The sequence below is a fragment of the Quisquiliibacterium sp. genome, from assembly GCF_982640115.1.
In genome coordinates this window covers 1-13,543 of sequence record NZ_CEXFHW010000109.1, presented here as the reverse complement: position 1 = coordinate 13,543, position 13,543 = coordinate 1, and the positions used below count along the sequence as shown (strand labels likewise).

10 protein-coding genes and 1 tRNA gene are annotated in these 13,543 nt (G+C 70.7%); 8 read left to right on the top strand and 3 right to left on the bottom strand.

Annotated features, from left to right (window positions below; all coding sequences use genetic code 11):
- Positions 1-148 precede the first annotated feature (148 nt).
- The 8 genes from AC2H6A_RS12720 (at position 149) to AC2H6A_RS12685 (ending at position 7,723) form a co-directional block, all read left to right on the top strand.
- A tRNA-Pro gene (locus tag AC2H6A_RS12720) sits at positions 149-225 on the top strand.
- Between the two features lie 215 nt (positions 226-440).
- On the top strand, positions 441-1,952 hold the full coding sequence (locus tag AC2H6A_RS12715; protein ID WP_484273974.1) for a DUF1800 domain-containing protein: 1,512 nt from the start codon (positions 441-443) through the stop codon (positions 1,950-1,952).
- 24 nt (positions 1,953-1,976) lie between these two features.
- Positions 1,977-3,158, top strand: coding sequence for a DUF1501 domain-containing protein (locus AC2H6A_RS12710; protein WP_484273973.1), 1,182 nt, complete (start codon positions 1,977-1,979; stop codon positions 3,156-3,158).
- 191 nt (positions 3,159-3,349) lie between these two features.
- A complete protein-coding gene (locus AC2H6A_RS12705) occupies positions 3,350-4,330 on the top strand; it encodes a Bug family tripartite tricarboxylate transporter substrate binding protein (RefSeq protein WP_484273972.1) in 981 nt (326 codons plus the stop codon).
- A gap of 64 nt (positions 4,331-4,394) precedes the next feature.
- Positions 4,395-4,832: a universal stress protein gene (locus AC2H6A_RS12700; protein ID WP_484273971.1), complete on the top strand. Its 438-nt coding sequence runs from the start codon at positions 4,395-4,397 to the stop codon at positions 4,830-4,832.
- 10 nt (positions 4,833-4,842) lie between these two features.
- Positions 4,843-5,550 (top strand): TVP38/TMEM64 family protein, encoded by a 708-nt coding sequence (locus AC2H6A_RS12695; protein ID WP_484273970.1) that lies wholly within the window; start codon positions 4,843-4,845, stop codon positions 5,548-5,550.
- Positions 5,547-6,236 carry a TIGR04283 family arsenosugar biosynthesis glycosyltransferase gene (locus AC2H6A_RS12690; protein ID WP_484273969.1) on the top strand — a complete coding sequence of 230 codons (690 nt, stop codon included), beginning with the start codon at positions 5,547-5,549 and terminating at the stop codon, positions 6,234-6,236. Before AC2H6A_RS12695 ends, AC2H6A_RS12690 begins: the two co-directional genes overlap by 4 nt.
- Complete coding sequence (locus tag AC2H6A_RS12685) at positions 6,233-7,723, top strand: TIGR04282 family arsenosugar biosynthesis glycosyltransferase (RefSeq protein WP_484273968.1); 1,491 nt, start codon at positions 6,233-6,235, stop codon at positions 7,721-7,723. Before AC2H6A_RS12690 ends, AC2H6A_RS12685 begins: the two co-directional genes overlap by 4 nt.
- Here AC2H6A_RS12685 and AC2H6A_RS12680 read toward each other — a convergent pair.
- The 3 genes from AC2H6A_RS12680 to AC2H6A_RS12670 all read right to left on the bottom strand — a co-directional run bounded on the left by AC2H6A_RS12680 (position 7,692) and on the right by AC2H6A_RS12670 (position 13,510).
- The gene (locus AC2H6A_RS12680) at positions 7,692-10,016 is read right to left on the bottom strand and encodes a sensor domain-containing phosphodiesterase (protein ID WP_484273967.1); all 2,325 of its coding nucleotides are present in this window, start codon (positions 10,014-10,016) and stop codon (positions 7,692-7,694) included. The genes AC2H6A_RS12685 and AC2H6A_RS12680 overlap by 32 nt on opposite strands.
- Positions 10,017-10,136: 120 nt before the next feature.
- Positions 10,137-12,845 (bottom strand): aconitate hydratase AcnA, encoded by a 2,709-nt coding sequence (acnA, locus tag AC2H6A_RS12675; protein ID WP_484273966.1) that lies wholly within the window; start codon positions 12,843-12,845, stop codon positions 10,137-10,139.
- A 50-nt stretch (positions 12,846-12,895) separates the two neighbouring features.
- Positions 12,896-13,510, bottom strand: a complete 615-nt coding sequence (locus AC2H6A_RS12670; protein WP_484273965.1) for a DUF3617 domain-containing protein — start codon at positions 13,508-13,510, stop codon at positions 12,896-12,898.
- Positions 13,511-13,543: the final 33 nt, after the last annotated feature.

Sequence of the window (13,543 nt, the reverse complement as noted above, 5' to 3'; positions counted from 1 at the left end):
CAGATGAACTGGCCCATGAAATGACAACCCATCTGTCGTACCGACCTGGTTTTGAATCGGCCTTGTCGGTACACCAAGAACTTTTGCATATTCGCGCCATGCTCACGGTCTGAATAGACTTGGATTCAAGCTATAATTCTCAGCTTGTCGGCGTGTAGCGCAGCCTGGTAGCGCACTTGCATGGGGTGCAAGGGGTCGCGAGTTCGAATCCCGCCGTCCCGACCAACGGAAACAAGGGCTCAGGTTCCTCACGGATCCTGAGCCCTTGGTCTTTTCAGAGGGCGCGTCCAGGTGGCGCGGGGTGGTGGCGCCTGGCGCTTCATGCTATGCCTGAGCCCGTCATGTCCGGCTTGTCTCCACCCGCGAATCCCGCCGGGGTCACGGCAACGGTGTTTCGCGCCTCCCGCCGCGGGGCGCTGCGGGCGGCTGCGGCGGGCAGCGTGGTGCTCACGGCGGGCTGTGCCGTGCCGGGCAGGGTACCTGGGCCATCGCCTGCGGACACGGTGCCGGGCGCGGCGTCCGGGCCTGCGCGGGCAGCCTCAGGCCCGCTCGCCACGGCAAACGCCCCCTCAAGTGCCCCCTCAAGCGCCGACACCGGTGCCTGGCTCGATCGCCTGAGCTGGGGATGCACGCCTTCGCTGCTGGCCGCCCATGCCAGCCTCGGCCACGCGTCATGGCTGGCGGCCCAGCTGCGCCCCGAACCGGGCCATGGCCTGCCGCCCGAGGTGGCTGCAACACTGCCCGCCATGCCCCCTGACCGCGACGGGCTCGCTGCCCTCCTGATCGCGCTGGAGCGCAGCCGCCGTGCCGCCGAGGCCGAGCGCGACGAGGCCCGCCAGCGCGCGGCCCGGCAGGCCTATCAGCAGGAACTCGCGCAGTGGTCCCGGCAGGCCCAGGCGCGCAGCCTCCTGCAGGCCGTGCACTCCCGCCACCAGCTGCGTGAGCTGATGACCTGGTTCTGGTTCAACCACTTCAGCGTGAATCAGTACAAGGCGAACCTGCGGGCCCTGGTGGGCGACTACGAGGAGCGCGCGATCCGCGCCCATGCGCTCGGGCGATTCCGCGATCTGCTCGGCGCGGCGGTGCGCCATCCCGCGATGCTGCGCTACCTCGACAACGAGCAGAATGCGGCCGGCCGCCTGAACGAGAACCTCGCCCGCGAACTGCTCGAACTGCACACCCTGGGCGTCGATGGTGGCTACCGGCAGGCCGATGTCCAGGAACTTGCGCGGGTGCTCACCGGGGTGGGCGTGAACTTCACCGATGACACGCCCCGACTGCGTCCCGGCCTGCAGCCGCTCTACCGTCGCGAGGGGGTGTTCGAGTTCAATCCCAATCGCCATGATGGCGGCGACAAGCAGCTGCTCGGCCGGCGCATCCGTGGCCGCGGTCTCGAGGAGCTCGACGAGGTGCTCGACCTGCTCGCGGCCCATCCGGCCACTGCCCGCTTCGTGTGCGGCAAGCTCGTGCGTTACCTGGTGGCCGACCCGGCGCCGCCGGCGCTGGTGGCGCATGCCGCCGACATCTTTCTCGAGCGTGACGGCGAGATCGCCCCGGTCATCGAGGCTCTGATCGGATCGCCTGCATTCCAGCCCTCGCTCGGTCGGCTGTTCAAGACCCCGATGCACTTCGTCTGCTCGGGTCTGCGGCTCGTCGCCGAGGCCCAGCCCCTGCGCGATCCGGCGCCCGCGCTCGGCTGGCTGGCGCGCCTGGGGCAGCCGCTCTTCTCGCGGCCCACGCCCGACGGCTACCCGCTCTCGGCCCCGGCCTGGAGCAGCCCCGGTCAGATGACCGCACGCTTCGACATCGCCCGGGCCATGGGCGCAACGCCCGTGGCCCTGGCGCTTGCGCGCCCGGCAGGTCCGGCCACCCAGGCGGCGCTGGCCCGGGCCGGTTCGGTGGCCGAGCGCAACTTTCTGCTGCTCGCGTCGCCGGCATTCATGATGCGCTGAGCCCCGTTCGCAAGGAGCATGACGATGAAGCGTCGAGACTGGCTGCGCAGCAGCCTGGGCCTTGCGCCCGCCCTGGTGGCCAGCCGGGTCTGGGCGGGCGAGCCGCAAGGCGCGCGCCTGCTGATGGTCTTCCTGCGCGGCGGCTACGACAGCCTGAGCCTGCTCGTGCCGCGCGAGAGCCGCTTCTATCGCGAGGTGCGCCCGAACATCGCGCTGCCGGTGCCCGATCCTGCCGCCGCCACCGACCTGCACCTCGACGCCGACTGGACGCTGCATCCGGCGCTGACCGACACGGTGCTGCCGCTCTATCGCCGCGGCCAGGCGCTGTTCCTGCCCTTCTCGGGCATCCACAACCTGAGCCGCAGCCACTTCGAGACCCAGGACGCGATCGAAATGGGGCAGGCGCCAGAGGGGCCGCGCAACTATGCCTCCGGTTTCCTCAACCGGCTGGCGGCGCAGATCGGGGCCGGACAGCCGATCGCCTTCACCGAGCAGTTGCCGCTCGTCCTGCGTGGCGAGCAGCCGGTGGCCACCGTCTCGGTGCGTGCGCCCGCGCGGCCGGTGGATGCGCGCCAGCGTGAGCTGGTGAGCGCGATGTACCGCGACACGCCTCTGGCCCGGGAGGTTGCCGAGGGCTTCGCGGTGCGTGAGCAGGCCGCGCGCGACCTCGCCGGCGAGATGGCGCAGGCCGGCCGTCAGGCGGTGAGCGCCCGCGGCTTCGAGCTCGAGGCAAGGCGGGTGGCCCGGCTGATGCGCGATCGGCACGCGCTGGGCTTCATCGATGTCGGCGGCTGGGATACCCATGTGGGGCAGGGCGCGGCCACCGGTGCGCTGGCCTCGCGCTTCGAAGAGCTCGGTCGGGGCCTGGCCGCCTTCGCCGGGGGCATGGGGCCGCTGTGGGAGCACACCCTGGTGGTCGTGCTCAGCGAGTTCGGACGCACCGTGCGCGAGAACGGCAATCGCGGCACCGATCACGGTCATGGCACGGTCTACTGGCTGCTCGGCGGTGCCGTGCGCGGCGGGCGGGTGGCGGGTGAGCAGGTCCGCCTCGAACGCCAGACCCTGTTCCAGGACCGCGACTGCCCGGTGCTCAACGAGTACCGGGCGGTGCTGGGCGGTGTCTTTCAGCGCCTCTACGGGCTGAACACCGCGCGTCTGGAGCGGGTCTTCCCCGGAGCCACGCCAGCCGAACTCGGTCTTGTCTGAGCAACGGGCATTTCCTGACCGATCTCCGATGAGTCGCAGGGTCTTGCCGCCGTCGCCGGGCAGCTTGCCGAGAATCCGGCGGTGGCGCGAACGCGCCATGGCCGGATCACGCGGACCCTCCACCGGATGGCGCCGCCGAGCCGCATCACAAGCACAGGCGCCAGCGCCGACACCCATCACGGAGACCGCTCATGACCGACACCCACCGCCGCAAGCTCATGCTCGCGGGCGCTGCCCTCGCGGCCACGCCGCTCTCGGCGCCCCGCGCTCAGGGCACCTATCCCAATCGACCGCTGCGAATCCTGGTCGGCGCCGCCCCCGGTGGTCTGAGCGATGCCTATGCGCGCCTCTTCGCCGAGCAGTTCACCGCCCGCTTCAACCAGCCGGCGGTGGTGGAGAACCGGCCCGGCGCGAGCGGCATCATCGCCACCGAGGCCATGCTCAAGGCCCCGCCCGATGGCTACACCCTGCTGTCGACCACCACCGGCATGCTCTGGCAGACCCGGGTCCTCTATCGCAAGCTGCCCTTCGATCTTGCCAAGGACATCGCGCCGATCACGGTGTTCCCCTCGGGGCCGCTGGTGCTGGCCGTCCAGGAGAAGACCGGTGTGCGCAACCTCGCCGAGCTGACCGAGTTCGTGAAGCGCCAGCCCACCACCATGGGTTCGTATGCCGTCGCCTCCTACCCGCACGTGCTGGCCGAGACACTCAATCGCGAATTCGGCGGCAAGGTGCAGGCCATCCAGTACAAGGGCGAGGGGCCGATGTGGGTGGAGATGGGCACCGGCACGCTCACCATGGCGGTGGGCAGCTTCCAGGCCTTCGCCACGGTGCGCGACAAGGGCATCCGCCCGATCGCGGCCACCGGCCAGTACCGCAGCCCCAAGCTGCCGGATGTGCCCACCCTGATCGAGCAGGGTCTGAAGGCGCCGATAGCGCGCCTGGAGGGTGGGCTCGCCCTGAGCGCCAACTCGGCGGTGCCCGTGGAGATCCTCGAGCTGCTTTCGCGGGTTGCCGTCGAGGGCAATGAGACGCCGCGGGCGCGCGCCCTGCGCGAGAACTTCGCGATTCCCGATGCCACCAAGGGGCGAGCCGATGCCCTGCGGATGTGGCGGGAAGATGCCGTGCAGTGGATCCGCGAGGTCGAGGCGCTCGGCGTGAAGCTGGACTGAGGTATCGTGCGCGGGCGGGGTTTGCATCCGCCCGCGGTGCGGTCGCTCAACTCGGGAGGGCATCATGTACAAGCGGGTTCTGCTGGCATATGACGGGTCGCAGTCCGGACAGAAGGCGCTGCTCGACTGCCGCGAAATCGTGCAGTGGTCGCAGGCCGAGTTGCACCTGATCGCGGTGATGCCCACCACGGTCACTCCGGTGGTGGCCGATGGCTGGGCCTACGGTGCCGAGACCGAGCCGGCCGACCGTGCCGAGTACGAGGCCATTCTCGCCGCCGGCCTGCGCCGCCTCACCGAGGCTGGCCTGAGCGCCCGCGGCGAGGTGGTCGCGGGCAGCTCGGTCGATGAGATCGTGCGCTGCGCCCAGGCCGTCAAGGCCGACCTGATCGTGGTCGGACACCAGCACCGCAGCAGCTGGGCGGAGCGCTGGTGGCGAGGCTCGGTGTCCAAGGCGCTGATCGAGCACGCGCCCTGCAGCGTGCTGGTGGCGATCACCCCCTGACGGCGCGCGGGTGAGCCGGGGCCGCTGGGCGCTGATCGCGCTGCTCGCTGTCGGGATCGGTCTGTTCTTCGGGCTGGGCCTGCATCGGCGACTCGCCCTGGCCGAGCTGCGTCTGCATCAGGCTGCGCTGGCCGATTGGGTTACCGCCAGCCCGGTGGTCGCGGGCCTGGGCTTCCTGGCGGCCTGCCTCGCCATGGCGGCGTTCTCGCTGCCGGGCACGCTGGTGTTGCCCCTGGTCGGCGGCGCGATCTTCGGTCCGGGCTGGGCGGTGCTGCTGGCGGCGCTGGGCATGAGCGCCGGCGCCGTGCTGTCGTTCCTCTCGGCCCGATACCTGCTGCGCGATGTCCTGCTGCGGATGTGGGGTCGGCGTCTGGCGCGCATCGATGATGGCCTCGCCCGCGAGGGCGCCTTCCTGTATCTGCTCTCCTTGCGCCTGGTCCCGGTGCTGCCTTTCTTCGTGGTCAACCTGCTGCTCGGGCTCACCGGCGTGCGTGCCCGCGTCTTCTACCTCACCACGCTGATCGGCATGCTGCCCGCCATGGTGGTGCTGGCCGGCGTGGGCAACCGCCTGGCGCAGTTCGAGTCCGCGCAGGAGGCGCTCTCGCCCCAGACCCTGCTGGGGCTGTGCGCGCTGGCCTTGCTGATGGTGGCGGCGCGCCGTGGCTGGCCCCTGCTTGGCCAGGCGCTGCGCGCACGGACCCGGCGGCGCGGCGCATGAGCCCGCGCATCGCCGTGGTGGTGCCCGTGCTCGACGAGGCGCCCCGTCTGGTCGCGGCGCTGGCGCCCCTGCTTGCCGAGGCCTCGCAGGTGCTGGTGGCCGACGGCGGCAGCGGCGATGACAGTCCGGCGCTGGCCCATGCCGCGGGGGCGGCGGTGATCGCCGCGCCCCGCGGGCGTGCCCTGCAGATGAACGCCGGCGCGGCCGCGCTGGCTGCCGGCTGGGACGCCGTGATCTTCGTGCACGCCGACACCCGCCTGCCGATGGGCTGGGCGGCGCGGGTTGGTGAAGCCCTGCGCGCGGGCGCACGCTGGGGCCGCTTCGATGTCCGCCTGGACAGCTCGCGTCTGCTGCTGCGCGGGGTGGGCGCAATGATGAACCGGCGCTCGCGCCTCACCGGCATCTGCACCGGCGACCAGGCGATCTTCGTGAGCGCGGCTGCCTGGCGGGCGGTGGGAGGCTATCCCGAGATCCCGCTGATGGAGGACATCGCCCTCAGCGCGGCCCTGCGCCGTGCGGCGGGCCGACCCGCCGCGCTGCGGCCACCGGCGGTCACCAGCGCGCGTCGCTGGGAACGCGATGGTGTGCTGCGTACCATCCTGCTGATGTGGTCGCTGCGACTGCGCTACTTCCTGGGCGAGTCGCCGCGGCGGCTGCATCGTCGCTACTACGGTGGCCCACCATGAGCGAGCTGCCCCGTCACCTGATCGTGTTTGCGCGCGCGCCCGAGCTGGGCCGCGTCAAGACCCGCCTTGCCGCGCGGCTCGGGCCGCACAAGGCGCTGGCGATCCATCGCGAGTTGCTGGCGCACACCCTGGCGGCGGTGGCGCGCATCGAGGGTGTCAGCCCATGGCTGTGCGTCACGGGCCACGACCCCGGCCGCCGCATGGTGGCGCTGGCCCGGCGCCACGGCATGCGCTGGGTCGCCCAGCCTGATGGCGATCTCGGTGAGCGCATGGCCCGCGCCCTGCGTGATCGCCTGCGCGAGGGAGGGCATGCGGTGCTGATCGGTTGCGACTGTCCGCCGATCGACGCCGAGGTCATTCGCGCGGCCTTCGCGGCGCTGGCCGGGCACGACATGGTCTTCGGCCCGACCGAGGATGGCGGCTACGCGCTGGTCGGCGCACGCCGTGATGCGCCGGCAGCGTTTCGCGGCATCGACTGGAGCACGGCGCGGGTGATGGGGCAGACCCGCGAGCGGCTTGCCGCCGCCGGCCTGCGCTGGCACGAGCTGCCCACCCTTTGGGATGTCGACGAGGCGCCAGACTGGCGGCGCTTCCTCGCGTGGCGGGGCGGGCGCACGGACTCCGTGTCGACGCCGGTACCGGCCCGCCGGCGGGCGTTGGGCACAGGGCTCGCTGCAGCCGGTCTGGCGCTGACCGGTCTGCTCGCCGAGACGCCGGCGCGGGCACAGGATCCTTCGGCGGCGCGGCTGCGCGATCGCGCCGTCGAGCCTGCCCCTGGCCCGGTGCCGGTGCGCGCTGCCGTCTCGTCGCGGCCGGCGGCCCAGCCCACGCCCGGCTTCGCCGATCTTGCGCCCGGCGGCGCGCTGCCCGCAGCCTGGGAGGTGCAGACCCTGCGCGGCATCGAGCCAAACCGGCATCGGCTGGTGAGCGGGCCTGGCGGCACGGTGCTGCAGATCGAGTCGCGCCGCTCGGCCTCAAGCCTGGTGTGCCGATTCGATCCGCCGCTGCGGGCCGAGCGTCTGGCCTGGTCGTGGCGCACCGATACCTGGCCGGCGGGCACGGGCGCGCTCGGCGAGAAGGCTGGTGACGATTTCAGCCTGCGCCTGTACCTGTTCTTCGACCACCCGCTGGAGCGGGTGCCGATCGCCGATCGCCTGCTGCTCAGGCTGGCCCGGGGGCTGCACGATCCTCGCCTGCCGGCCGCGAGCCTGTGCTATGTGGCTGACCCGCGGGCGCCGGCCGAAACCCTGCTGGCCTCGCCCTACACCGCGCGGGTGCAGGTGCTGGTGATCCGGTCGGCGCCAGCGCCGGGGCCCTGGTGGACGCAGGAGCGAGACATCCCGGCCGACTTTCGCCGTGCATTCGGGGTCGAGCACGGCCCGGGCACGCCGGCGCTCACCGGCGTGGCCCTGGCCGCCGACACCGACCAGGGTGGGGGCGCGCTGAACGCCTGGTTCAGCGACCTTCGCTGGACACTGCCCGGCTGAGCACCCGTTCGCCCGGGATCACCAGCCGCGGCGGCTCGCTGCCGCTGCGCGCGGCAGCGCGGGCCGCGGCGGTTCGCGTCGCAAAGTCGTCGCGCGGCTCGAAGACCTCGCGGATCGGCTGCGCCGCGCCGATGAACTCGCCCTGCACGAAGCCCACGCCCAACGCGCACACCCGTTCGTACACATCGAGGTTGTGCACATGCTCGGCGATGGTCTTGACATTCAGGCGCCGCGCCACCCGCACCGTGGAGAGCACGATCTCCTCGTCGATCGGATCATTCACCAGGTTGCGGATGAAGGAGCCGTCGATCTTGAGGTAGTCGATCGGGAATCGCTTGAGGTACTCGAAGGTGGCCAGGCCGGTGCCGAAGTCATCGAGCGCGATGCCGAAGCCTTCGGCGCGCAGTTCGTCCACCAGTCGTGATGCCGCCCCGGGATTGCGGATGGCCTCGCTCTCGGTGATCTCGAACACGATGCGTGCCGCCGGGATGCCGAAGCGGGCTCGCTGATCGCGGATGAAGGCGGCGATCATGCCGTCGCTCATGGTCATGCCCGAGAGGTTGATCGAGCACTTCCAGGTGCGCGCCAGCGCCTCGGGATGCTGGGCCAGCCACTCGAACACCATCTCGATGACGCTGCGGTCCAGGGCGACCGTCATCTGCGCCTGCACGGCAAGTGGCAGGAACTCCGGCGGGCGGATCAGCTGGCCGGCGGGGTCGCGCATGCGGATCAGCACCTCGTAGGCCAGCATGCCAGCGGGTGCATCGGGATCGATCATCGGCTGGGCGAAGATCTCCAGGCGCTTGGCGCGAATCGCCTCGCGCACATGCTCGAGCTTGCCCTGATGGGCGCGGCGGGTGTCGATGATCGACTGCGACAGCGGCTCCACGAAGAGTTGCGGGTCGCGAACGCTGGCGGCGATGCTCATGGCATCGGACAGCGACACCAGGCAGTCCTCGCTCTCGATCATGATCGAGGGCGCGATCAGCAGGCCGCCCACGCTGGCCTGCAGCCGTATGCTGCCGTGCTCGGCCTTGTAGACCTGACCATTGAGCTGCGCGTAGAGCTCGCGGGCCAGCGCGCGCACGCTGGTCACCGAATCGGCCACGATCATCAGCGCGAAGCGCCCCGAGGACAGGCGCGCTGCCTGCAGCGCGCCGGGCTGGCGCATGAGCAGCATGGCCACGCCCTGCTCGAGGTGCAGGCCCTGGATCGGACCGCAGAGATCGTTGATGGTGTCGAAGTTGGCGATGTGGATGCCCACCAGGCCATAGCCCGGCCGCTCCGGCGCGGCCAGGCGCTCGGCCAGCTCGTTGAGCAGGCCGCGGTCGTTCAGCAGGCCGGTGGTCATGTCCTGCCGCGCCTGCAGGGCCACCCGGGTGAGCGCCTGCCGGCGGTCGGTGGCCACGGCCTGCATCAGCAGGCCCACCACCACCGCGCAGAGCACCAGCACCGTGCCCTCGAGCGTGCGCGCGAGATTGTCGTCGGCATCCCCGAGCTGGAAGGCGCGCAGCGCCAGCAGCATGCCCGAGGCGAGCAGCAGGGTGAGAGCGGTGGTGCGCTCGGGCTGGCGCACCGAGGTCCAGGCCACGATGGGGAAGAAGCAGAAGATGATCGCGTGGCTGTACTCATGCTGGCCGATCGCCGACAACGCCAGACTGCCGCAGATCAGCAGCGCGGTGAGCAGCAGCGCCGCCACATCGATGCCGGCGCGCTCCTCGCCGCCGGCCCCCGGCTGCGAAAGCCCGTCGCGCGCGGCGGCCAGCACCGCTGGCGCCACCAGCAGCATGCCGGTGGCGTCGATCAGCCACCAGGCGATGAACACATGGGCGGGGTTGCCGTCGTCCATGAAGCCCGCGCTGCGCAGGCCGGCGGCTGCCACCAGCGCATCGAGCGGCGCGGCCACCAGCAGCGCCATCAGGGTGAAGCGCAGCACCGCCTCCATGCGGTAGTCGGCCGGCTTCCAGGCATTGAGGCGGCGCAGCAGCGCGATCGCCAGCAGCGGCCCGCCCAGGCTGGCGAGGAAGGCGGTGGCGGCGAAGGCCGGCCTGTCGAAGTCGATGATGGCCCAGACTGCCGCGCCGAGCGCCGAGGGCAGGGTCCAGATCGCGCCATGCCGCCAGCCTGCGGCCAGGGCCAGCGCGGCGGCAGGCCACAGCAGCATGCCTACCGGGCTCTGGAAGGACAGCGCCCTCGCCAGCCAGCAGGCGGCCAGTGCCCCCAGCCCAAGACAAAGTGCCCGCAGCCAGGGTGTCAGGCCCGGGCGGTTCGGGGATATGGGGCTGGAGAGCAAGCGCGGCGGACTGGGGGAGCGTGCGCCGCAGTGTAATCGAAGCCGATGCCCGGCGACACCCGCCCCGGCCGTGGTGGACCGGGGCGGATGGGGGCGACGTCGACGCCGATCAGCGGGCCATCAGGCGGCCATCAGCTGGCGCAGCACGAAGGGCAGGATGCCGCCATGGCGGAAGTAGTCGACCTCGATCGCGGTGTCGATGCGCAGCAGCACGGCCTTGCGCTCGGTGCTGCCATCGGCACGGTGGATCACCAGGGTGACATCCTGCTGGGGCTTGAGTTCGCCGTCGAGGCCTTCGATGTCGAAGCGCTCGCTGCCGGTGATGCCCAGCGACTTCGCGCTGTCGGTGCCCTTGAACTGCAGCGGCAGCACGCCCATGCCCACCAGGTTGGAGCGGTGGATGCGCTCGAAGCTGCGTGCCACCACGGCCTTCACGCCGAGCAGCTGGGTGCCCTTGGCCGCCCAGTCGCGCGACGAGCCGGTGCCGTATTCCTCGCCGCCGAAGATCACCGTGGGCGTGCCCTCCGCCTGGTACTTCATGGCGGCGTCATAGATGGGCATCTGTTCGCCGCTGGGCTGGTGCAGGGTGATGCCACCTTCCACCCGCGAGCCGTCGGCCTTGACCGGGATCATCTCGTTCTTGATCCGCACATTGGCGAAGGTGCCGCGCATCATGACTTCATGGTTGCCTCGGCGCGAGCCGTAGCTGTTGAAGTCGGCCTTGAGCACGCCGTTGGCCTGCAGCCACTTGCCCGCCGGCGAGGTGGCGTCGATGTCGCCTGCCGGAGAGATGTGGTCGGTGGTGATCGAGTCCCCGAACACCCCCAGCGCGCGCGCGCCGCGGATGGAGCCGCCTGCCGCCGGCGGCTCCATCGCGAAGTCCTGGAAGAAGGGCGGCTCGGCGATGTAGGTGGAGGACGGCCAGTCGTAGACCTGACCTTTGGTGCCCTTGACCTTCTCCCAGAGCTTGCCCGGCTTGTTGTCCACCTGGGCGTAGTTCTCGCGGAAGACCTTCGGGTTCATCGCGAACTTCATCAGCTTGTAGACCTCGTCGGACGAGGGCCAGATATCGCCGATCCAGACATCCTTGCCGCCCTTGCCCTTGCCGATCGGCTGGGTCATGAGATCGACCATGACATTGCCGGCCAGCGCATAGGCCACCACCAGGGGCGGCGAGGCCAGGAAGTTGGCCTTGAGGTTGCGGTGGATGCGGGCCTCGAAGTTGCGGTTGCCCGAAAGTACCGCGGCGCAGACCAGGTCGTTCGCCTCGATGGCCTGGTTGATCTCGGGGGTGAGGTCACCGGCATTGCCGATGCAGGTGGTGCAGCCGTAGGCGGCCACCGAGAAGCCGAGCTTCTCGAGGTAGGGCAGCAGGCCCGCGCGCTCGAGGTACTCGGTGACCACCCGCGAGCCGGGGGCGAGCGAGGTCTTGACATGCTTGCCCACCTTCAGGCCGGCTTCGACCGCCTTCTTGGCAAGCAGGCCCGCGGCCAGCAGCACGCCGGGATTGGAGGTGTTGGTGCAGGAAGTGATCGCTGCGATCAGCACATCGCCGTGGTGCAGCTCCAGACCGCTGGCAGTCTTCACCGGCTGGCTCAGGCGCTCGGCATTCTGGTTGAAGCCGTTGGCCGCGACCGGCTTGCTGAAGAGCTCGCCGAAGGTGGTGCTGACCTTGCCGATCTCGATGCGGTCCTGCGGGCGCTTGGGGCCGGCCAGCGAGGGCGCCACGCTGCCGAGGTCGAGCTTGAGCGCGGTTGAGTAGTCGATCTGCCCGGCCTTGGGCACGCCGAACAGGCCCTGGGCCTTGAAGTACGAGGCGAAGGCGTCGATCTCGCCCTTGGTGCGGCCGGTACCTTCGAAGTATTCGATCGTGCGCTCGTCGACCGGGAAGAAGCCCATGGTGGCGCCGTATTCGGGGGCCATGTTGGCAATGGTGGCGCGGTCGGGCAGCGACAGGCTGGCGGTGCCGGCGCCGAAGAACTCGACGAACTTGCCCACCACCTTCTCCTTGCGCAGCATCTCGGTGATGGTGAGCACCAGGTCGGTGGCGGTCACGCCTTCGCGCAGGCGGCCGGTGAGTTCGACCCCGACCACATCGGGCGTGAGGAAATACACCGGCTGGCCGAGCATGCCGGCCTCGGCCTCGATGCCGCCCACGCCCCAGCCGACCACGCCGATGCCATTGATCATGGTGGTGTGGCTGTCGGTGCCCACCAGGGTGTCAGGGTAGTAGACGCCGTCCTTGCCCTTGTGCACGCCGCGGGCGAGGTACTCGAGGTTGACCTGGTGGACGATGCCGAAGCCCGGGGGCACGACGCCGAAGGTGTCGAAGGCCTGCATGCCCCACTTCATGAACTGGTAGCGCTCCTGGTTGCGCTCGAACTCCAGCTTCATGTTCAGGTTCAGCGCCTTGCCGCTGCCGAAGTGATCGATCATCACCGAGTGGTCAACCACCAGATCCACCGGCACCAGCGGCTCGATGGTCTTGGGGTTCTTGCCCATGCCGCGGGCCACGGTGCGCATGGCGGCCAGGTCGGCCAGCAGCGGCACGCCGGTGAAGTCCTGCAGCACCACGCGGGCCACCACGAAGGGGATCTCGGCGGTGCGCTCGGCATTGGGCTGCCAGTTGGCGAGCTGCTCGACATGCTCGGGCGTGACCTTCAGGCCGTCGCAGTTGCGCAGCACCGACTCCAGCACGATCCGGATCGACACCGGCAGGCGCTTGATGTTCGGGAAACGCCGCGCGAGCGCGGGCAGCGAGTGCAGCTGGCCGGTCTTGCCCGAGGCGAGCTTGAAGTCCTTCAGGGTCTTGAACGGGTTCTGGGTCATGGAGGCTCCTGCGGATGCGAGGGGGGTTCGGTCGGGAAGGGAAAGCGGGGTCAGGGCCGCGCCGCAGCGGCGCCCTGCGGACGGGCTGCGCGGGGTGCAGGTTCGGGACGGAAGTGACCGTCGGTCATGTTCAGGGTGCCCATGCCGGGGATGAGCATGTCGCCGGGACGCTGGCCGGCAGCGCAGTCGCCGAGGCGTTTCGCGGCTACGGAGTCACGGTCTTCGGCACGCACGCCACCCAGCGGCGGTTCGTATCGCACCTGGGTGTCGATGCGGTAGGTGGTGACGAAGTCGCCCGAGGCGACCGCCCGGCTGCTGGCGGTGCTGCGGCTGTCGCGGCACACCGACTCGGCAATCCACGACGGGCCATCGCGCCGGAAGGCGCCCAGGCTGCACGAGCCGCGCACGCCGGGCACCCGGTCGAGGTGCTGGGCCGCGGTATCGGTGGCCTCGCCCACGCAGAAGCGAACCAGCGGCACGCCGGCCGACTGCGCGCCGGCGCTGCGCACCTCCCACAGGCCGGGCTGCCGGCGCGGGTAGTCGCTGGCGGCAGGCTCGCCCGCGCTGGCGCTGGTGCCGGGAGCCGCGCCCGGCTGGGCCCGGACAGGCAGCGGCAGCAATGCCGCCGCGCACAGTCCGAGCAGGAGGGCTTCGGTGCGGGGCATCTCAGCGGGCGCTCAGAGCCGGCATTCATTGGC